The sequence below is a fragment of the Streptomyces exfoliatus genome (assembly GCF_000725545.1).
Taxonomy (GTDB): Bacteria; Actinomycetota; Actinomycetes; order Streptomycetales; family Streptomycetaceae; genus Streptomyces; species Streptomyces exfoliatus.
This window is the reverse complement of sequence record NZ_JNZP01000020.1, coordinates 117,830-137,161: the sequence shown is the minus strand read 5'-3', so window position 1 is coordinate 137,161 and position 19,332 is coordinate 117,830. Positions and strand designations below refer to the sequence as shown.

Below are 19,332 nucleotides of genomic sequence, written 5' to 3'. Positions count from 1 at the left end.
ACGGCGGACGGGGCAGCGGTGGCCTGGGGCCTGTCGTTCGGATCAGCGGGTGAAGGTGAAGTACTTCCACGCGCCGTGGACCGTCGTGTTCACGGTGTCGCCGGACGTGCCGTCCACGTACGACGTGCGGACCCGGGCGCGGACGCCGGCCGCTCCGTCGCCGTCGAACGCGATGTACGCCATGCCGCCGCTGCTCAGCGGGACGTACTCCTCGCCGCCGGTGCGCCAGGCGCCGTCGTACCAGACCTGGACCTGGTACCGGGTCTTGCGGCCCGGGTACGGGTTGTTCCACGCGGTGACCAGCGGGTCGGTGGTCTGGTGGTACGTCTGGTACCAGATGGTGCCGATCTTCGACCACTTGTAGTGCCGGGACAGGGCGGTCGTCAGACCGGCCCGCGTGTACACGGTGGACCCGACGTGGGCCCTGCCCGAGCGGGTGTCACCGGCGAAGTCGGCGGTCACCCAGGTGTCGCGGGTCATCGTCATGGTCACCGACAGCTTGCCCGCCGAGTCGACCGTTCCGCGCTTGAGCAGCCGCTTGGGCTCAGAGCCGTACGGGTCGGCCCAGATCTCCACGACCCGGTTCCGGTAGGTCCAGCCGAGGGAGGCGGTGTACGTCACGGCGGTGCGGTAGTCGACGGTGCGACGGTTCTGGTTCAGCGTCAGGTAGGTCGGGAAGGGCGCCACCTGCACGACGGCCGTCCCGGTGGAGTACGCGTGCCTGGCGTCGCCCCTGTACGCCACCCGGTACGAGACCTTCCCGGCCGCGGCCGGGGTGTCGGGGAACGAGAAGAACGTGCCGTTCGACGTCGTCCGCGTCCCGAGCGCCTTGCCGGCCGGGTTCTCGGCGTCGAACCGCGTCACGGTGAGCGGAGTGCCGGTCGGCAGCGGCAGCGTGGAGGCGATCGAGCCCGACACGGTCAGCGGCTTGTTGATCGGCGCGGTGGCCGGGGCCTTCACCGTCACGGAGACGGTGTGGAGCTTGGGCGACGTGTAGGTCCGCAGCGTGTACGCCGACTGGCCCGGCTCCTGCACCGGGACGAACAGCCGGGTGCTGTCGGGCGCCCACTCCATCCGGCCGTACGCCAGCCAGGCCTGCGTGTCCCGGACGCTCGGCGGGGTCGCGGAGCCGCCCGCGAAGACGAAGAGGTCGCCGACGTCGTCACGGTCCCACGTCCCGCCGGCCACGGTGCCGTCCGGGGCGACGGCCACCTGCTCCGCGTTCCAGGACACCGGGAAGTGTTCCTGCTCGGAGAGGTCGGTCAGGCTGAGCCGGGTGAGCGAGGTGACCCGGTCCGCCGCGACGACGCTCTTGCCGTCGGGGGCGATCTCGATGTCCTTCACGAACCCGTCGCGCCGGGTGGACGCGCGGACCACCGGCGTGCCCGACCCGGTGTCGTACACGACGATCGGGCCCGAGCTGATGGTGCCGTCGGCGGCGACGAGCGTGTCCGGCGCCGCCGGGTCGGTGCGGAGCGTGGGCGGATGCGACCAGTCAGCGCCCGTCGTGAGGGCCAGAGACACGCTCGGCGTGGCCGTGGTCAGATCGACGGACCCCAGCTCCGCGTCCCAGTTCTCGCCGTAGCCGAACCAGATCCGGTCGGCGGCGGCCGCGACGGTCGACGGCTTGGTGCCCTCGCCCGTGGGGTACTCGGTGGTGACGGCCAGCCGGACCGTGTCGATGGCGACGATCTTGTCCGCGTTCTCCAGGGCCGCGTACAGCGTGCCCGAGTCGGCGGAGAGGTCGAGGTCACGGACGTAGGGCAGATCGGCGATGTTCGTGACGACCTTGCCCGCGAAGTCGGTGACGACGACCCGGTTGTTGTACGTGTCGCTGAAGTACAGGCGCTGGTGGACGCCGTCGACCACCATGTCCCCGATGGTGCTCACGGTCAGCGGTACGACCGAATCGGCGGCGGCGGGCGCCGCCGTGCCCGCGACCAGCGCCGCGGAGCTGACGAGGACCGCGAACGAGGTCGCGGCCGAGAGAGTGCGCTTGCGCACGATGAAGAGACCCCCCAGAAAACATGGTCTCCGGCCCACGGAATCGGGGCTCGGTCAGCGCAGAGTAGACCAAGCCGCCGACGGCCCGCCGCTGGGCTCCCGGTCGGCAGCCGCTGCGGAGACGGGCGGTCGCCCTCCCGTGGCCCGCCCGTCCCCGGGGCGCCCGCCCGGTCAGTCGCGGCGCAGCCGGTTCGCCGCCCGGACCAGCGCGTCCACCCCGCGCTCGGCCTTCTCCCGCGGGCAGCCGACGTTCAGCCGGACGAAGCCGGGCGTCCCGTACACCCCTCCCGGCATGATCGCGACCTTCTCCACGGACACCAGCTCCTCCTGGAGCCGGGTCTCCTCGATGCCGAGCGGCCGCAGGTCGATCCAGGCCAGGTAGCCGGCCTGCGGGGGAGCCCAGTCGACCTCGGGAAGGCCCTTCGCGAGGCGCTCCCGGATGACGCCCATCGTGCCCGCCACGTATCCGCGCAGCTCGTCCAGCCAGGGCGCGCCCCGCCGGTACGCGGCGATGTGCGCGGTCAGGGACAGGACGGCGGGCGAGGCGAGCCCCTCTCCGGTCTCCATCCGCCGGATGAAGGCCGTGCGCTCGTCGGGGTCGCCGATCAGGCCGTACGAGCCGGAGAGCGCCGGGAAGTTGAAGGCCTTCGTGCCCGAGGTGACCAGGGCCCAGCGGCGGCCCCGGCCGGGCTCCGCGATCCGGGTCCACGGGATGTGGCGGTGTCCTTCCGTGGTCAGGTCGGCGTGGATCTCGTCGCTCACGACGGCCGCGCCATGGCGCTCGGCCAGCCGGGCGAAGGCGGTGAGCTCCTCCTCCGTCCACACCCGCCCGGTCGGGTTGTGCGGGGAACAGAGCAGCAGCATCCGGCTGTCCGGCCGGGCCAGCTCCCGTTCGAGGGCGTCGAGGTCCCCGAGCGGGACGCCGCGCAGCTCGCGCCCGAGTCCGGTGACGGCCTTGCGGAAGCCGTCGTACGTGGGGGTGTGCACGACGACGCCGTCGCCGGGTTCCGTCCACATCCGCAACAGCTGGGAGAGTTGGTTGAGCACCGAGGGCGCGTACACCAGGGACTCGGGGTCGATCTCGGTGGCGTACCGGCTCGCGTACCAGTGCCGGATCGCGTCCCGGAACTCGCCGAGCCGCCAGTCGGTGTAGCCGAACACCCCGTGGTCGACGCGCTCGCGCAGGGCGGCGAGCACCTCCGGCGGGGAGGCGAAGTCCATGTCGGAGATGGTGAAGGGCAGCAGATCGGGGACGCCGAAGCGATCCGCGATCCCGTCCCACTGCACCGACCAGGTTCCGTGCCGGTCTATCTCGCGGTCGAAGTCGTACATCAGGCCCTTCCCGTCCCTTGTCCGTGGACGCGCGAAGGGCCCGGCACCCCACGGGTGCCGGGCCCTTCGCTCACCGTGCTTACTTCAGCTTCGTGCCGGTCGAGCGCAGCGCCGCGCACGCCTCGGTCACGCGGACGGCCATGCCGGCCTCGGCCAGCTTGCCCCAGGTGCGCGGGTCGTAGGTCGACTTGATGCCGACCTCGCCGTCGACCTTCAGGACGCCGTCGTAGTTCTTGAACATGTGGTTCGCCACCGGACGCGTGAAGGCGTACTGGGTGTCGGTGTCGAGGTTCATCTTCACGACGCCGTTCTCCAGCGCGGTGGCGATCTCCTCCGCCGTGGAGCCCGAGCCGCCGTGGAAGACGAAGTCGAACGGGGACGCCTTGCCGTACTTCTCGGCGACGCCCGCCTGGAGGTCCTTGAGCAGCTCGGGGCGGAGCACGACGTTGCCCGGCTTGTAGACGCCGTGCACGTTGCCGAAGGAGGCGGCGAGCAGGTAGCGGCCCTTCTCGCCCAGGCCGAGGGCCTCGGCGGTGCGGAGGGCGTCGTCGACGGTGGTGTACAGCTCGTCGTTGATCTCGTGGCTGACGCCGTCCTCCTCGCCGCCGGTCGGGGTGATCTCGACCTCAAGGATGATCTTGGCGGCGGCGGCCTTCGCGAGCAGCTCCTGGCCGATGGCCAGGTTGTCTGCGAGGGTCTCGGCGGAACCGTCCCACATGTGCGACTGGAACAGCGGGTTGCGGCCGGCCTTGACGCGCTCGGCGGAGACCTCGAGCAGCGGGCGGACGTAGCCGTCCAGCTTGTCCTTCGGGCAGTGGTCGGTGTGCAGCGCGACCGTGATGTCGTACTTCGCGGCGACGATGTGCGCGAACTCGGCCAGGGCAACGGCGCCCGTGACCATGTCCTTGTTGTACTGGCCGCCCAGGAACTCGGCTCCGCCGGTCGAGATCTGGATGATGCCGTCGCTCTCGGCCTCAGCGAAGCCGCGCAGGGCGGCGTGCAGGGTCTGGGACGAAGTCACGTTGATGGCCGGGTAGGGGACCCCGGAGAGAACGGTCCTGACCTGCATTTTTGACTAGGGGCGGGGGGTTTTTCGTGAAAAAACCCCCCCCCCCTCCTTCCCGGCCCCCGGGGGGGCCGGCGGGGGGGTGGGGGGGGGGGGGTTTTTTCAAAAAACACCCCCCCCGCCCCTAGTCAAAAATGCAGGTCAGGACCGTTCTCTCCGGGGTCCGGGACCTAAGTCACGACTTCGCGGCGGTTACGCCAGTTCGAGATCGGTCAGCTGGTAGCCGGTGAGGTACGTCAGCCCCGCCCCGGCGATGGCGTCGGCGGCGCCCCGGTCCACGATCGTGGCCACGGCGACGACCTCGCCGCCGGCCTCACGGACGGCCTCGACCGCGGTCAGCGGCGAACCGCCGGTGGTCGAGGTGTCCTCGACGACGAGGCAGCGACGGCCCTTGACGTCCGTGCCCTCGATCCGGCGCTGCATGCCGTGGGCCTTCTGCGCCTTCCGCACCACGAAGGCGTCGAGGCGCTGTCCCCGCGCGGCGGAGGCGTGCAGCATCGAGGTCGCGACCGGGTCGGCGCCCAGGGTGAGGCCGCCGACGCAGTCGAAGTCCAGATCGGCGGTGAGGTCGAGCATGACCTGCCCGACCATCGGCGCGGCCTCGCCGTCCAGCGTGATCCGGCGCAGGTCGATGTAGTAGTCGGCTTCCAGACCCGAGGAGAGGGTCACCTTGCCGTGCACCACGGCCTTGTCCTTGATCTGCTGGAGCAGCTCAGCGCGTACGTCAGTCATGGTCAGCAGCTTAGGTCCTGTCGGCGGGACAGGGCCTGGCGGCGTCCGCTCAGAGCCGCCGCCAGCTCCAGGTGGACTCGATCTCCAGCGGGTCGATCGGGGTGACCAGGCGCGGGTGGGTGTTGAGGCCGTTCGGCGGGCCGGACTGCGGCTCCACGCAGACGGCCTCCTCGGGCTCGTCGTAGATCACGACCCACTCGGTGCGGCCGGCGACCTTCAGCTCCAGCTCCTCCGGCCAGGTGAGGGTGACGTCGACGCCGTCGGGCATGCCGAAGCAGTCGTCCCAGGGGCCGGGCAGAGGGTCGATCCGGCGGCCGGTGGGGAGGTGGTCGTCGCCGCGCTCCTCCTGCCAGGCGGCGGTGAAGTCGAGCCGCACGTCCTGACCGCCCTTGCCGAGGTTCCGCAGGAACCAGGGGTGCCAGCCGGCCTGCGCCGGGAAGGACGCGTCGTACGTCTCCACCCCGAAGCGGAGGGTGAGGGAGTCCTCGGCCAGCTCGAAGACCTGGGTGACCTTGCCGGTGTACGGCCACGGGTCCCCGAGCTCGCAGGTGAAGACGGCCTCGGTCGCCGAGACCCGGGCGGTCTTCCACGGAACGTCCCGGACGGTGCCGTGGATGGCGTGCGGGGCCGCGTTGACCGGCAGCTGGTGGGTGGTGGCCCCGTTGCGGAAGATGCCGTTCTCGGTGCGCCCGCACCAGGGCACCATCGGGAAGCTCCCGAACCGTTCACCCTGGCGCAGCAGCTCGGTGCCGCCGATCCGCAGGCTCTCGATCCGGCAGCCGTTCTCGGGGCTGATGGTCAACTCGGCGTCGCCCGCCGTCAGTCGCGTCTGCATGCTCACGCCCCGACCTTAATCGTGCGGCCCCCCGAACGCCCCCGGCCCCGCGGAGCACGTTCGGGGGCACCTGCGAGGGCACGGTCAGCGGCGGCGGCGCAGCGCCCTGCCGACGACGACGGCGGAGGCGAGCGCGAGGGCGGCGGCCGGCGCGATCCAGCGGAGGGTGGCACCGGCGCTCGACGCCTCGGGGGCGGGAACGGGGGCGTACCGGCCGCGCGGCGGGGCGTGGTCGACCTCCTCGGCGCTCCGCCCGATCATCGTCCGGCGGGCGTGGGCGGCCTCGACGGCGGGCTGCGGGGCGGGGAACGCGATGGGGATGTCGCCCAGTCCCTCGCCCAGGCCGCCCGCGGTCACGTCCTCGTCCTCGTCCTCGTCCTGGAGGGGATCGAGGGAGGGCGGCGGGACGGGCGCGTCGAAGAGGGAACCGCGGCGGGGCTCCTCCACGCCGTCGTCGACCCCGTCGTCGTCGGTCTCGGTCTCGGGGTCGGTCTCGGGCCCCGGCTCGGCTTCGGTGTCAGCCGCCGCCTCTGCCTCCGCCAGGTCGGCCAGGGCCTCCACGAACTTGTCGAGGAGCCGTGTGCCCGCCGACGACCGTGCCTCTTCCGGCGCCTCGGCGAGGCGGCCGGTCGCGGTGAGGGCGCCGGTGAAGCTCAGGCTCGTGCCCTCGGCCACCGGAGTGAGGACGACGGTGAGCGACAACTCCGCCGAGCCCTTGCCCCGGGCCTCGCTGCCCTGGCCCTCGTAGGTGATGGCACCGTCCCGCTCGACGACCTTCAGGGCGCCCCGGTAGGTGATGGTGTTGCCGCCGACCCGCACCTTGAGCCGGCCCGCGAGGGGGCCCGCCTCCGCGTCCGCGTCCCGCTGGAGGCCGGGTACGCAGCGCACCACCCGGCCAGGGTCCGTGAGCGTCGCGCGCAGGACCTCGGCCGAAACGGGAACGAACACCTCATGCTCCATGGAAGCCGAGCCTACTCAGGCCGAGGCGCGGCGTCGCCTGTTCGGCACCGGCCCGCCCCGGCCGGCCGTCCGCCTCAGCCGCCGTACCGCGGGTGCACCAGGGTCGAGGGCGGCAGCTCGTCGCCCCGGCCGCGCTCGGCGCGGCGCGCCGCGGCCTCCAGGGTCCCTTCGCCGAGCGAGCGCAGCCGGGGCGCGTCCGCGGCGAGGCCGAGGGCGGGGGGCCGGCCGCCCGGGACTGCGAGGAGGAACCCCCAGTCGGCGGGCCCCTGCCCCGCACCGCCGGAGCGGTCGGCGCGGTCGGGCCCCGCGGCGAAGCCCGGGGTGCGGCCGCTCGCGCTGTACGGGCGGGTCGCGAAGCCGGCCGCGCGCAGGGTGGCGTCGACGGTCCAGTAGGTGCGCGGCCGGTCGGCGACGGACCCGGCGTGCACGGCGAACCGTCCGGAGGGGGCGAGGACCCGGGCCACGAGTCCGTAGAACTCCTGTGAGTACAGCTTGGTGCTGGGGGTGATTCCGGGGTCGGGCAGATCGGAGATCACCACGTCGTACCGTTCCTGCACCTGCGACGTGGCGCCCCTGAGCCAGTGGAACGCGTCCGCGTGGACCACCCGGACGCGTGGGTCCCTGAACGCCTGTGCGTTGAGCGTGGCGAGCGCCGGGTCCGTACGGGCGAGGCGGACGACCCCGGGGTCGAGTTCGACGACGGTGACGGCGCGGGCCCCCGGGTAGCGCAGCACTTCGCGGGCGGCCATGCCGTCCCCGCCCCCGACGATCAGGACGCGCGCGTGCGGGCCGTTCATCGCGGGGTGGACGAGGGCCTCGTGGTAGCGGTACTCGTCCTGTCCCGCGACCCGGAGGCGCCCGTCGAGGAACAGGTCGGGCGGGCCCTCGGGGCCTCCCGTCACCACCACCTCCTGGAGCTCGGTCTGGACGGCGACCCGCACCCGCTCCCCGTACACGGCACGGCGCGCCGCCGCTTCGAAGTCGTCGACGAGCATCGTCGCCGTGGCGAGGACGGCGAGGACCGACACGTTCGCGGCCACGAGCAGGGCCCGGGAGCGGGCGGTCAGGTCGCGGCGGAACACCCAGAGGACGAGGCCGCCGCCCGCCACGACGTTCACCGCGCCGGTGACGAGGGCGCCGGTGAGCTGACCGAGCCAGGGCAGCAGCAGGAAGGGGAAGGCGAGACCGCCGACCAGCGCGCCGACGTAGTCGGCGGCGAACAGGTCGGCGACCGTCCCCGCTGCGTCGTCGTCCCGCTCCCCGAGCGGGGCCTGCCGGCCGGAGCGGGCGGAGCCGCCCGCACGGGAAGCGGAACGGGAAGCGGAACCGGAACCCGCGCCCGCGGGCCCGGTGGCCCGCTGTATGAGCGCCATCAGGAGGGGGATCTCCGCGCCGATGAGCACCCCGATGGCGAGCGAGAACGCCACGACGACGTACCGCGATTCGCCGAGCCAGGCGAAGGCCGCGTACAGCACCATCGCCGAGCAGCCGCCGATGAGCGCGAGCCCGGCCTCGACCAGGCCGAAGCCGACGGCGGCACGGCAGCGCAGCCGCTTGGCGAGGAGTGAGCCCACGCCCATGGCGAAGACCATCACGGAGAGCACGACGGAGGCCTGGGTGACCGAGTCGCCGATCAGGTAGGAGGCGAGCGCGACCAGTTCGAGTTCGTACACCAGACCGCAGGCGGCGCAGACGAAGACCACGGCGAGCACCGGGAACCGCACCGTCGTGCCGCGCGGCGGCTCGGACCGCCGCACGGGCGCCCGCCGGACCCTCTTGGGTGGCATGGTCACGGTCGGCTCGATCATGAACGTAACGCTACGTCACGGCCCGCCCACCCCTTGTCACCCACACGAGTGCACCTGAGGCTCCGGGAGGGCGCATCAGAGCGTTGCGGGCATACGTGCGCCGATACGTGTCCTGGTGACCACCAACTGCCCTTCCTGGGGGTAGGCGTGCCAGGTGCGCCAGCGCACCTGGCCCTCGTGGCGCTGCGCCAGCATCGCCGTGAAGGCGTGCGGGGAGCCGGGGAAGGTCCCCGCGAGTCCGTTGGGGTGGTCCGCGACGAGTGCGAGCAACTCCTGCGCACGGCCCGCGAAGGAGCCGTGCGAGAGCGTCTCGACGCGTGCGGCGAATTCGTATTCCCATTCGCCGACGCGCTTGGAGACGCCGAGCGGGAGCGGGGTACTGCTGCCGGGCATGCATGCGACGGTCTCCGAGCAACTGCGGCCCTCCTCCTCCAGGAGAACCTGGTGGGAGGCGCCGAGCAGCCTCAACTGGAGGCTCGCACCTGCGAGTTCGAGGTCGAGCACGGCGAGGGCAGGGAGCGGGTCGCGCCCCAGGGCCCAGGCCAGATCGGCCGCGCGCGTGTCGGTGTAGGAGGTTTTCAGGGTGGTGAGCATGGGTCGGCTCCGCAAACACGGTTTGACGGGTGGGCCGGGGGCGCCCCGGTGAAGGGTTCAACGGGAGTGGGGAATCGCCGGCTCGGGTCCACACACGGTCCGAGGGCTGTCTCTGTCAGGAGCGAGAGAACCACGGACGCCGGACGACTCGCAGCGCTTTTACCCAACTTGCTGTGTTTTCCAACCCCTTCGGGGACCCCACAGTTCAATTGTTCAATCAGAATCGATCGACAAGTACGCGCGAACTGCCCACGGCATGTGCTCAGCTACCGCCCCCACAGCCGCCACCCCCACAGCTGGAACCGGAGCTGCAGGAGCTGCCGCCCCCGCCACAGCCCCCGCCGCCACCGCCGTCGGCCCAGCTGCGGCCGCTGCTCCGCCCGCCGCGATGCCCTCCGCGGTGCCCGCCGCGACGCCCGCCGATACCGGTGAGGCGGAGGACGGTGGAGACCAGGCCGATGAGGATGACCGCCCCCATGAAGACGATGAAGATTTCCATCTGTACTACCCCCGTTCTTCTGTGCGAGGGGGATGCCCGGTCCGACATCCCGTCAAAGCCGACTTGAGCGAGTCCAGAGCTTCAGCTGCACGAGGACGAGGAGCTGGAGCAGCTCGACGACGACGAGCAGGAGGAGGAGCTCGAACACGAGGACGTGGAAGAGGAGTCCGAGGAGGACGAGGACGACGAGCAGGAGGTGGTGGACGAGGAGGAGGACGACGACGAGTCCGTCCCGGCCCACCAGCTGTCGCCGCCCCGGCTCACCCGCGCCGTTCCCCTGAGCGAGTACGCGACGACCGACACCACGACCGCGATCACCAACGCGATCCCGAGGATGAAGAGTGCGATGTTCATGCCAGGGCGATCCCCGCCACGCCCGCGCGCCAAAGCGCACTTGAGCAACTCCAGAGCTTGGCTCCGGGATGGGTTCGGCTCCGGGATGGGCTTGGCTCCCCGATGCGCTTGGCTCCAGGATGGCCGTCATGACACGACCGCCGCTCAACCGCCGCCTCGCCGAGTTCGGGACGACCATCTTCGCCGAGATGTCCGCGCTCGCCGCCAGGACCGGGGCGATCAACCTCGGCCAGGGTTTCCCCGACACCGACGGCCCCGAGGAGATCCGGGAGGCCGCGGTCCGCGCGCTGCGGGACGGCCGCGGCAACCAGTACCCACCGGGCCCCGGCGTCCCCGAGCTGCGCTCGGCCGTCGCCGACCACCAGCGGGACCGGTACGGCCTCGCGTACGACCCGGACACCGAGGTCCTCGTCACCGCGGGCGCCACCGAGGCCATCGCCGCGGCCCTGCTCGCCCTGGTCGAGCCGGGCGACGAGGTCGTCGCCCTGGAGCCGTACTACGACTCGTACGCCGCCTGCGTGGCGATGGCCGGCGGGACCAGGGTCCCCGTCACCCTCCGCCCCCACGAGGGCGCCTACGTCCTCGACCTGGACGAGCTGCGCGCCGCCGTCACCGACCGGACCCGCCTCATCCTCCTCAACACCCCGCACAACCCCACCGGCACCGTCCTCACCCGGGCGGAACTGACCGCCGTCGCCGAACTCGCGATCGAGCGGGACCTGCTCGTCGTCACCGACGAGGTCTACGAGCACCTGGTCTTCGACGGCGCCGAACACGTGCCGATCGCGAGCCTCCCCGGCATGCGGGAGCGCACGGTCACCATCGGCTCCGCCGGCAAGACCTTCTCGTTCACCGGCTGGAAGGTCGGCTGGATCACCGCGAGCCCCGAGCTGACCTCCGCCGTCCGCTCGGCCAAGCAGTTCCTCACGTACGTGTCCTCGGGGCCGTTCCAGTACGCGATCGCCGAGGCGCTCCGCCTCCCCGCCACGTACTTCGACACCCTCCGCGCCGACCTCCAGGCCAAGCGGGACCTGCTGAGCGAGGGCCTCGCGCAGGCGGGCTTCGAGGTCTACCGGCCGGCGGGCACCTACTTCGTCACCACCGACATCCGGCCGCTCGGCGACGAGGACGGCTTCGCCTTCTGCCGGTCGCTGCCGGAGCGCGCCGGGGTCGTCGCCATCCCGAACGCCGTCTTCTACGACCACCGCGAGGCCGGCGCGCCCTTCGTCCGCTTCGCCTTCTGCAAGAAGACCGAGGTCCTGGAGGAGGCCGTCTCCCGGCTCAAGCGGCTGGCCTGAGGGCGCCCCCGGAACGACACGAGAGCCCGGCGCCCCCTCGGAAGGGGGGCCGGGCTCTCGTGACGGTGCGGACGAGGTGGCTCAGGCCTCCTCGTCGCCCGCCTTCTGCTCGGGGGTCTCCAGGCCGAACTGCTCGACGACCCACTTGTCGAACTCGATGGAGGCGCGGACCCAGCTGACCGTGGAGGACACGAAGTGCTCCAGGGCGACGCCGGTGCCGATCAGCATCTGGGCCTCACCGATGAGACGGAGGGTGGCGGAGCCGTCCTCCTCCTCGTGCAGGTGCGTGTAGACCTTGGGCCACAGGGTGCGGCGGTTCCAGTCGTCGATCGCGTCGAGGACCTTGGCGCGGTCGTCGGCGGAGTGCGGGCGGTCGTAGAACGTCCGCACCGAGAAGACCTGCTGCTCGTCCTCACCGCGGAACATGAAGTACGTGCGGAATTCCTCCCACGGCGCCGCGAGGTCACCCTCGTCGTCGATGACGTACTTCAGTTCCATCTGGTCGAGGAGCTGCTTGACGAGGTCCTGGTCGGGGACGACGGGGCCCGCCGGTCCTGCGGCCTGAGGCTGGGGCTGGCCCCCGAAATTCGGAATCGAGGACGGGTCGATGCTCACCGTGTATTTCCCTTCGTACGGATGCTCGCCATCCTCCCCCATGCCGGGCGGTACGTGGCAAGTCCCACCTCCCGCGATCCGCTGCGGGCTGACAAGAACTCGTGCACATGGGGGAGAAAAGGGGGCTACCTGGCCGGTCCCACGATCAGGCCGTCCTCGAAACGGTCCACCCTGACCGTGTCGCCGTCCACGATCTCGCCCGCGAGGATCTCCTTCGCGAGCCGGTCGCCGATCGCCGTCTGGATCAGACGGCGCAGCGGCCGGGCACCGTAGGCGGGGTCGTTGCCCTCCTCGGCGAGCCACTCCAGGGCCGCCGGGGTGACGTCCAGGGTGAGCCGCCGCTCGGCGAGCCGCTTCGCGAGCCGGTCGATCTGGAGCCGGGCGATCCGGCTCAGCTCGGCCCGGTCGAGGGCCGAGAAGACCACCAGGTCGTCGAGCCGGTTGAGGAACTCCGGCTTGAAACTGGCCCTGACGACCTCCAGGACCTGCTGCTTCTTGACGTCCTCCGGGGTCAGCGGCTCGACCAGGTACTGGCTGCCGAGGTTCGACGTCAGGATCAGGATGGTGTTGCGGAAATCCACCGTCCGGCCCTGGCCGTCGGTGAGGCGGCCGTCGTCGAGGACCTGGAGCAGGATGTCGAAGACCTCCGGGTGGGCCTTCTCCACCTCGTCGAGCAGCACCACGCTGTACGGGCGGCGGCGGACCGCCTCCGTGAGCTGGCCGCCCTCCTCGTAGCCGACGTAGCCGGGAGGCGCGCCGACCAGGCGGGCGACGCTGTGCTTCTCGCCGTACTCCGACATGTCGATGCGGATCATGGCCCGCTCGTCGTCGAAGAGGAAGTCCGCGAGCGCCTTCGCCAGCTCGGTCTTGCCGACACCGGTCGGGCCGAGGAAGAGGAAGGAACCGGTGGGCCGGTCGGGGTCGGCGATGCCCGCGCGGGTCCTGCGCACGGCGTCGGAGACCGCCTGCACGGCCTCGGACTGGCCGATCAGCCGCTTGCCGAGCTCGTCCTCCATCCGGAGCAGCTTCTGCGTCTCGCCCTCCAGGAGGCGTCCTGCGGGGATGCCGGTCCAGGCGCCGACCACGTCCGCGATGTCGTCGGGGCCGACCTCCTCCTTGACCATCGTGTCCTTGCTGGACTCCTGCTGGGCCTCGGCCTCGCTCGCCTCCTCCAGCTCCCGCTCCAGGGCCGGGATCTCCCCGTACAGCAGCTTGGAGGCGGTGTCGAAGTCGCCGTCGCGCTGGGCGCGCTCGGCCCGGCCGCGGGTCTCGTCGAGACGTTCCTTCAGTTCGCCGACCCGGTTGAGGGACTGCTTCTCCTTCTCCCAGCGGGCGGTGAGGCCGCGCAGCTCCTCCTCGCGGTCGGCGAGGTCGCGGCGCAGTTTCTCCAGGCGCTGCCTGCTCGCCGGGTCCGTCTCGTTCTTGAGGGCCAGCTCCTCCATGCGGAGGCGGTCGACGGACCGCTGGAGCTCGTCGATCTCGACGGGCGAGGAGTCGATCTCCATACGGAGCCGGGACGCGGCCTCGTCGACGAGGTCGATGGCCTTGTCGGGGAGGAAACGGGAGGTGATGTACCGGTCGGAGAGGGTCGCGGCGGCCACCAGGGCGGAGTCGTTGATCTGCACCTTGTGGTGGGCCTCGTACCGGCCCTTGAGGCCGCGGAGGATCGCGATGGTGTCCTCGACGGTCGGCTCGGCGACCAGGACCTGCTGGAAGCGGCGCTCCAGGGCGGGGTCCTTCTCGATCCGCTCGCGGTACTCGTCGAGGGTGGTCGCGCCGACCATGCGCAGCTCGCCGCGGGCCAGCATGGGCTTGAGCATGTTGCCCGCGTCCATGGCGGAGTCGCCGCCGGCGCCCGCGCCGACGACCGTGTGCAGCTCGTCGATGAAGGTGATGATCTGGCCGTCGCTCTCCTTGATCTCGGAGAGGACGGTCTTGAGGCGCTCCTCGAACTCGCCGCGGTACTTGGCTCCGGCGACCATCGCGCCGAGGTCGAGCGAGACGAGCCGCTTGTTCTTCAGCGACTCGGGGACGTCGCCCTTGACGATCCGCTGGGCGAGGCCCTCGACGACGGCGGTCTTGCCGACGCCGGGCTCGCCGATGAGGACGGGGTTGTTCTTGGTGCGGCGGGACAGCACCTGGACGACGCGCCGGATCTCGTGGTCCCGGCCGATGACCGGGTCGAGCTTGCCCTCGCGCGCGGCGGCGGTGAAGTCCGTGCCGAACTTCTCCAGTGCCTTGTACTGACCCTCCGGGTCGGGTGTGGTCACCCGGCGTCCTCCCCTGCTCTTCTCGAAGGCGTCGAGCAGCTTCGGTGCGCTCGCGCCCTGCTTGCCGAGGATCTCACCGGCCTGGCCGCCCTTGGCCGCGATCCCGATGAGGAGGTGCTCGGTGGACAGGTAGTCGTCGCCGAGCTCCTTGGCCTGCCGGTCGGCGTCGGCGATCACCGCGAGGAAGTCGCGGGTGGGCTGTGGGGGCGCGACCGTGGACCCGGTGACGCTCGGCAGGGCGGCGAGCAGTCGCTCCGCACCCGCGCGTACGGCCGCCTGGTCGGCCTCGACGGCGGCGAGCAGGTCGGTGATGTTCTCGTTCTCCTGACCCGCGAGAAGTGCCAGGAGAAGGTGGGCGGGGGTCAGGTCCGCGTGCCCTTCGGACACGGCGCGGCTGCTCGCCGCGTTGATCGCGTCCCGGCTCCTGTTGGTCAGTTCGGCGTCCACGTGCGGTGCTCCTCCTCGGACGTCGTGGGTGGTCTTCTCCTTATGACTCCTCCAGAGTACACAAAGTTGAGTCGGTGCGGCTCAAGGTGTCGGGGAGGGCTCGGCCCCGGGTAGTTTCCGGGCATGGCCACAGACCCCAGGAACCCCTCCGACTCGTACCTCAGCTTCTGGCGCGAGTACCACATGTGCACCCTGACCACCCCGCGCCCGGACGGCACGCCGCACGTCGTCGCGGTCGGCGTCACGTACGACCCCGAGCAGGGGTACGCGCGCGTGATCACCAACAAGCACAGCCGGAAGGTCGCCAACGTCCTGGCGGCGGGCGCGGACGGGGCGCGGGTCGCGGTCTGCCAGGTCGACAAGGGGCGCTGGGCCACCCTGGAGGGCATCGCCCGCATCCGGACGGAGGAGGAGGTCGTCGCGGACGCCGTCGGGCGCTACGCGGACCGCTACGGACGTACGCCGGCCCCGAACCCGGACCGGGTCGTCATCGAGATCGCCCTCACCCGGGCGATGGGCCGCGCCTGACGCGCGGGACACCCTGGGGGAGCGACGGCGAACGCACAGCGGCACCATCGCGTTTCAGGTCCGCGATGGCGCCGCTGTGTGGGGGAAGTGCCTGAGCGATCTACAACGACGGGGGAATCGCTCAGGCACTGCGGGGGGGTGGCGGTGATGGTCTCGGGTTCGATCAGCTGGTGGTCCCGCTGGTCGAGGTTGACGAAGATCATGCCGTACCGGATGGCACAGCGGATGGGCTGTGGGGCGCCCCGGGGACGTCGGAGGCAGCGGTAGGCGCGGACGTCCTCGTCCTGCTCGCGTGCCACGACGATCGGCTCCCCGAAGAGGGATACCTTCAGCGAGTCGCCACGATGGGGGATGGCCGTGGCGAGATCGACGAAGTGCCAGCCGGAGCGATAGGCCGAGGCCATCTCCCGGCGGAACCTGGGGTCATCGGGTACGTTCATGCGCCCCTCTAGCTCCAGCCGGGATCCTGCGCGGGGGCCACGCTCCAGCCGGGATCCTCCGCGGGGGCCACACTCCAGCCCGGGTCGGCGAGCTGCGCGGCGGGGGCCACGCTCCAGCCCGGGTCGAGCGGAGCGGCCTGCACCTCGGCCGGCGCGGTGTGCCAACCGGGGTCCTGGGTCACGCCCACGGCCCCCACCGCTGCGGCCGCGACAAGAGCGAGTCCGGCCACCGCGCGTATGAGCTTCTTCATCATCACCGAACAACCTCACTTGAAGGCAACGTCTCTTTACCAACCCCCGCGACTAAGACGATGGCTTACTCTCTGCACCTGCACCACCAAACCCAGGCATCATGTTCCTGAGATGCAGGAGCCTGGGGGTGTACATATGCGGAAAGAAGCGGACGAGACAGGTCACCCTCATTCGCATGCCGAGCTCTGCAAAGCCGGCTCCGAGCTGTACGCATCCGCCCTGCGGACCGGACGAATAGCCCGGTCAGAGACTGTCGAGGCCCCCTGCCTCCTCGATCTGTCGCTGCTGCACCCCGACCCGGACGACGCCCGGTGGCTCCGTCCGGTTCCTCCGTCGGCGGCCCTCGCCCAGCTCCTCCAGCCGATCGAGCGGGAGATACTCGACCGCCGCCGGCGCACCGTCGCCCTCTCCGACGCGTTCGAGCCGTTCATGGCCATCGGCGCCCACGACTCCCCCACCACCCACGCCATCACCGTCCTCGAGGGCATCGACCGCATCAACTCGACCCTCGACCGGGTCGTCGCCAACTGCCGCCAGGAACTGCTCACCGTGCAGCCCGGCGGCGGGCGCCCCGCACAGGCCCTGACGGAGGCCCTCGACCGCGTCTCGCCGCTCCTCGGCCGCGGCATCAGCATGCGCACGCTCTACCAGCACACGGCCCGCCACACCGAACTCACCCTGACCTACCTGGAGCACGTCGGCCCCGAGGTCCAGGTCAGGACCCTCGAAGAGATCATCGACCGGCTGATCATCGTCGACCGCGAGGTCGCCTTCATCCCGGCCCGCAGCGACCGCCAGGTCGCCCTGGAACTGCGCCACCCGGGCCTGGTCGCCTACCTCGGCGGCGTCTTCGACCAGTTCTGGCAGCTCGCGGTGCCGATCCGGGAGGAGATTCCGTACGACATCAAGACCGACGGCATCGGCGGCGTCCAGCGGACCATCGCCCGGCTCCTCGTCGAGGGCCACGTCGACGAGGCCATCGCCCGCCGCCTCGGCATGAACGTCCGCACCTGCCGCGCCCACATCGCCAAACTGGCCGCCGCCCTCGGCAGCGGGAGCCGGGCCCAGCTCGGTTACCTCATCGCCCAGTCAGGCATTCTGCAGCAGGACGACGTCTGACCACCGTGTACACACAGATCGATCTCGACGGGCCCGCGGGAACCCTCCGGGTGTCCGGCCACGGCCTGCCCACCGTGGAGCTCGTACGGGCCCCCGGCACCGCCCCGGACGCCCACACCCCCATCGGCACCCGCAAGGCCGCCCTGCTGGCCCTCAGCGCCGACGGGGAGCCCGCCACGATCCGGCCCGCGCGCGGACGGCTGCTGCGCTCCTCGTACCGCGTGGACGCCCGGGTCGCCGGCGTCCGCTACCGGCTCATGCCCTGCTCCCACGTCGACAGCCGGCTCAGCCGTGACGGGCGGGTACTCGGCACCCTGGAGTCAGCGGGCGACGGCCGGGTGGACGCCGACTGGGCCTCCGGCGCGGACCTCACCCCGCTCGACCACGCCCTCGGCACGGCACTCGCCGCCGCGTTCGGGACGGGGGCCGCGCCCTGGTGGGAGACGGTCGGCGACATCGTGGGCGAACTGATCCCGTAGACGGGGGCCGGACACGCGTGAGGCCCCCTCCACAGCTGTGGAGGGGGCCTCACGTCGCCTGCTCGGCTACTCGCCGCGCTTCGGGCGCCACACCACCAGGGCGCTCGCCTGCTGCACGTCCTGGTACGGCACGAGATCGCGCCGGTAGGAGGCGTGCACCTGGGCCTCGCGCTGCCGCATCGCCGCCGCCGCGCCGTCGACCGCGGCCGACAGCTCCGCGATCCGGCTCTGCAGCGCCGCGACCTGGTTCTCCAGCTCGATGATGCGCTTGATCCCCGCCAGGTTGATGCCCTCGTCCTGCGACAGCTGCTGCACCTGACGGAGCAGCTCGATGTCACGGGCCGAGTAGCGCCGGCCCCGGCCCGCCGTGCGGTCCGGGGAGACCAGACCGAGGCGGTCGTACTGCCGCAGTGTCTGCGGGTGCAGACCCGAGAGCTGGGCCGCCACCGAGATGACGTACACCGGCGACTCGTCGGTCAGTTCGTACGGATTGCGTCGGCGCCCGTCCACGGGTCACGCTCCCTTCGCGGCCTGGAACAGCTCCGCCCGGGGGTCCTCGGAGGCCGTCGCCTCGCGGTAGGTCTCCAGGGCCTCACGTGCCTTGTCGTCCAGCTCCTGCGGCACCGCGACCTCGACCGTCACGAGGAGGTCGCCGCGGGTACCGTCCTTGCGGACAGCGCCCTTGCCCCGGGCGCGCATGGTCCGGCCGTTCGGGGTGCCCGCGGGCAGCTTGAGGGTGACCGCGGGGCCGCCGAGGGTCGGCACCTTGATCTCGCCGCCGAGCGCCGCCTCCGTGAAGGAGACCGGCACCGTGACGGTGAGGTTGTCGTCCTTGCGGCCGAAGACCGGGTGGTCGTCGACGTGCACGACGACGTACAGGTCGCCGTTCTGCCCGCCGCGCTCGCCCGGCGCTCCCTTGCCGCGCAGCCGGATCTTCTGGTTGTCGCTGACGCCCGCCGGGATGCGGACCTGCATGGTGCGGGAGGACTTGGCCCGCCCGCTGCCCTTGCAGACCTCGCAGGGGTTCTCGGCGATGAGGCCGCGGCCCTTGCAGTCCACGCACGGGTCGGTGAGCGAGAAGCCGCCGCCGCTGCCGCGCGAGACCTGCCCGGTGCCGACGCAGGTCGGGCACACGCGGGGCGTGCCGTTCTTGTCGCCGGTGCCCGAACAGGCCGTGCAGGGCTGCTGGCTGGACATCCGCAGAGGTACGGTCGCGCCCTCGATGGCCTCGGTGAAGCTGAGCGTCACCTCGGACTCGATGTCCTGGCCGCGGCGCGGCTGGGTGCGTGCGCCGCCACCCGCCCCGCGGTTGAACAGGCCGCCGAAGACGTCCCCGATGCCGCCGCCGCCGAAGCCGCCGGCTGCACCGGGGCCGCCCTGGGCGCCGCCGAAGAGGTCGCCCAGGTCGAAGTTGAACGAGCCGCCGCCCGCCCCGCCGGGACCGGCCCTGAAGCCGCCGTTCCCGAAGAGGGCGCGGGCGTCGTCGTACTCCTTGCGCTTCTTGGGGTCGCCGAGGATGTCGTTGGCCTCGGAGATGTCCTTGAAGCGCGCCTCGGCGCCGGCGTCGCCCTTGTTGGCGTCCGGGTGGTTCTCGCGGGCGAGTTTCCGGTACGCCTTCTTGATCTCGGCCTCGGTGGCGTCCTTGGGGACGCCGAGAACCTTGTAGTAGTCCTTCTCGACGAAGTCCTTCGTGCTCATCG

17 protein-coding genes and 2 pseudogenes are annotated in these 19,332 nt (G+C 71.6%); 4 read left to right on the top strand and 15 right to left on the bottom strand.

Annotated elements, in window-relative coordinates; translation table 11 throughout:
* Positions 1-42: 42 nt before the first annotated feature.
* The 9 genes and pseudogenes from IO20_RS0124430 to IO20_RS40815 all read right to left on the bottom strand — a co-directional run bounded on the left by IO20_RS0124430 (position 43) and on the right by IO20_RS40815 (position 10,071).
* A complete protein-coding gene (locus IO20_RS0124430; RefSeq protein ID WP_030553161.1) occupies positions 43-2,004 on the bottom strand; it encodes a YncE family protein in 1,962 nt (653 codons plus the stop codon).
* Positions 2,005-2,175: 171 nt separating this feature from the next.
* Positions 2,176-3,336 (bottom strand): MalY/PatB family protein, encoded by a 1,161-nt coding sequence (locus IO20_RS0124425; protein ID WP_030553164.1) that lies wholly within the window; start codon positions 3,334-3,336, stop codon positions 2,176-2,178.
* Between the two features lie 79 nt (positions 3,337-3,415).
* A pseudogene (fbaA, locus tag IO20_RS0124420) lies at positions 3,416-4,372 on the bottom strand (class II fructose-bisphosphate aldolase); the annotation flags it as partial.
* A 222-nt stretch (positions 4,373-4,594) separates the two neighbouring features.
* Positions 4,595-5,134, bottom strand: coding sequence for an orotate phosphoribosyltransferase (gene pyrE, locus IO20_RS0124415; protein WP_030209870.1), 540 nt, complete (start codon positions 5,132-5,134; stop codon positions 4,595-4,597).
* Positions 5,135-5,183: 49 nt separating this feature from the next.
* Positions 5,184-5,969, bottom strand: a complete 786-nt coding sequence (locus IO20_RS0124410) for an aldose epimerase family protein (protein ID WP_030553170.1) — start codon at positions 5,967-5,969, stop codon at positions 5,184-5,186.
* Positions 5,970-6,053: 84 nt separating this feature from the next.
* The gene (locus IO20_RS0124405) at positions 6,054-6,929 is read right to left on the bottom strand and encodes an SRPBCC family protein (protein WP_030553171.1); all 876 of its coding nucleotides are present in this window, start codon (positions 6,927-6,929) and stop codon (positions 6,054-6,056) included.
* 74 nt (positions 6,930-7,003) lie between these two features.
* Positions 7,004-8,737: a spermidine synthase gene (locus IO20_RS0124400; protein ID WP_030553173.1), complete on the bottom strand. Its 1,734-nt coding sequence runs from the start codon at positions 8,735-8,737 to the stop codon at positions 7,004-7,006.
* A 75-nt stretch (positions 8,738-8,812) separates the two neighbouring features.
* Positions 8,813-9,331 (bottom strand): DUF2617 family protein, encoded by a 519-nt coding sequence (locus tag IO20_RS0124395; protein WP_030553175.1) that lies wholly within the window; start codon positions 9,329-9,331, stop codon positions 8,813-8,815.
* Between the two features lie 551 nt (positions 9,332-9,882).
* Entirely contained in the window at positions 9,883-10,071 is a 189-nt protein-coding gene (locus IO20_RS40815) for a hypothetical protein (RefSeq protein WP_030553178.1), read from the bottom strand.
* A gap of 241 nt (positions 10,072-10,312) precedes the next feature.
* Between IO20_RS40815 and IO20_RS0124385 the strand changes: the two genes are divergently transcribed.
* Positions 10,313-11,482 (top strand): pyridoxal phosphate-dependent aminotransferase, encoded by a 1,170-nt coding sequence (locus IO20_RS0124385; RefSeq protein ID WP_245685020.1) that lies wholly within the window; start codon positions 10,313-10,315, stop codon positions 11,480-11,482.
* Positions 11,483-11,563: 81 nt separating this feature from the next.
* Here the strand turns inward: IO20_RS0124385 and IO20_RS0124380 are convergent, their stop codons facing one another.
* Both IO20_RS0124380 and clpB read right to left on the bottom strand, forming a co-directional pair.
* Positions 11,564-12,097 (bottom strand): type III secretion system chaperone family protein, encoded by a 534-nt coding sequence (locus IO20_RS0124380; protein ID WP_030209899.1) that lies wholly within the window; start codon positions 12,095-12,097, stop codon positions 11,564-11,566.
* Positions 12,098-12,222: 125 nt separating this feature from the next.
* Positions 12,223-14,814 carry an ATP-dependent chaperone ClpB gene (gene clpB / locus IO20_RS0124375; protein WP_030553181.1) on the bottom strand — a complete coding sequence of 864 codons (2,592 nt, stop codon included), beginning with the start codon at positions 14,812-14,814 and terminating at the stop codon, positions 12,223-12,225.
* Between the two features lie 123 nt (positions 14,815-14,937).
* Here clpB and IO20_RS0124370 point away from each other — a divergent pair, with 123 nt between their 5' ends.
* The gene (locus IO20_RS0124370; protein ID WP_030553183.1) at positions 14,938-15,342 is read left to right on the top strand and encodes a pyridoxamine 5'-phosphate oxidase family protein; all 405 of its coding nucleotides are present in this window, start codon (positions 14,938-14,940) and stop codon (positions 15,340-15,342) included.
* A 134-nt stretch (positions 15,343-15,476) separates the two neighbouring features.
* Here the strand turns inward: IO20_RS0124370 and IO20_RS41520 are convergent.
* Both IO20_RS41520 and IO20_RS0124365 read right to left on the bottom strand, forming a co-directional pair.
* Positions 15,477-15,782 (bottom strand): annotated as a pseudogene (locus IO20_RS41520) (hypothetical protein); the annotation flags it as partial.
* A gap of 8 nt (positions 15,783-15,790) precedes the next feature.
* Complete coding sequence (locus IO20_RS0124365; RefSeq protein ID WP_030553184.1) at positions 15,791-16,036, bottom strand: hypothetical protein; 246 nt, start codon at positions 16,034-16,036, stop codon at positions 15,791-15,793.
* 133 nt (positions 16,037-16,169) lie between these two features.
* Here IO20_RS0124365 and IO20_RS0124360 point away from each other — a divergent pair, with 133 nt between their 5' ends.
* Positions 16,170-17,153, top strand: a complete 984-nt coding sequence (locus IO20_RS0124360) for a hypothetical protein (RefSeq protein WP_030553186.1) — start codon at positions 16,170-16,172, stop codon at positions 17,151-17,153.
* A 5-nt stretch (positions 17,154-17,158) separates the two neighbouring features.
* Positions 17,159-17,632, top strand: a complete 474-nt coding sequence (locus IO20_RS0124355; RefSeq protein WP_051874620.1) for a hypothetical protein — start codon at positions 17,159-17,161, stop codon at positions 17,630-17,632.
* A gap of 66 nt (positions 17,633-17,698) precedes the next feature.
* On the opposite strand, the gene IO20_RS0124350 is transcribed toward IO20_RS0124355, so the two are convergent.
* Together IO20_RS0124350 and dnaJ are read right to left on the bottom strand one after the other, a co-directional pair.
* Positions 17,699-18,142: a heat shock protein transcriptional repressor HspR gene (locus tag IO20_RS0124350; RefSeq protein WP_015034631.1), complete on the bottom strand. Its 444-nt coding sequence runs from the start codon at positions 18,140-18,142 to the stop codon at positions 17,699-17,701.
* Between the two features lie 3 nt (positions 18,143-18,145).
* Entirely contained in the window at positions 18,146-19,330 is a 1,185-nt protein-coding gene (gene dnaJ / locus IO20_RS0124345) for a molecular chaperone DnaJ (RefSeq protein ID WP_030553188.1), read from the bottom strand.
* Positions 19,331-19,332 lie beyond the last annotated feature (2 nt).

Bases quoted from the DNA above. Each gene is read 5' to 3' on its own strand.
- IO20_RS0124405 (WP_030553171.1), bottom strand. From the start codon at position 6,929: ATGGAGCATGAGGTGTTCGTTCCCGTTTCGGCCGAGGTCCTGCGCGCG.
- pyrE (WP_030209870.1), bottom strand. From the start codon at position 5,134: ATGACTGACGTACGCGCTGAGCTGCTCCAGCAGATCAAGGACAAGGCC.
- IO20_RS0124410 (WP_030553170.1), bottom strand. From the start codon at position 5,969: ATGCAGACGCGACTGACGGCGGGCGACGCCGAGTTGACCATCAGCCCC.
- IO20_RS0124425 (WP_030553164.1), bottom strand. From the start codon at position 3,336: ATGTACGACTTCGACCGCGAGATAGACCGGCACGGAACCTGGTCGGTG.
- IO20_RS0124360 (WP_030553186.1), top strand. From the start codon at position 16,170: ATGCGGAAAGAAGCGGACGAGACAGGTCACCCTCATTCGCATGCCGAG.
- IO20_RS0124370 (WP_030553183.1), top strand. From the start codon at position 14,938: ATGGCCACAGACCCCAGGAACCCCTCCGACTCGTACCTCAGCTTCTGG.
- IO20_RS0124385 (WP_245685020.1), top strand. From the start codon at position 10,313: ATGACACGACCGCCGCTCAACCGCCGCCTCGCCGAGTTCGGGACGACC.
- IO20_RS0124400 (WP_030553173.1), bottom strand. From the start codon at position 8,737: ATGATCGAGCCGACCGTGACCATGCCACCCAAGAGGGTCCGGCGGGCG.
- IO20_RS0124395 (WP_030553175.1), bottom strand. From the start codon at position 9,331: ATGCTCACCACCCTGAAAACCTCCTACACCGACACGCGCGCGGCCGAT.
- IO20_RS0124365 (WP_030553184.1), bottom strand. From the start codon at position 16,036: ATGATGAAGAAGCTCATACGCGCGGTGGCCGGACTCGCTCTTGTCGCG.
- dnaJ (WP_030553188.1), bottom strand. From the start codon at position 19,330: ATGAGCACGAAGGACTTCGTCGAGAAGGACTACTACAAGGTTCTCGGC.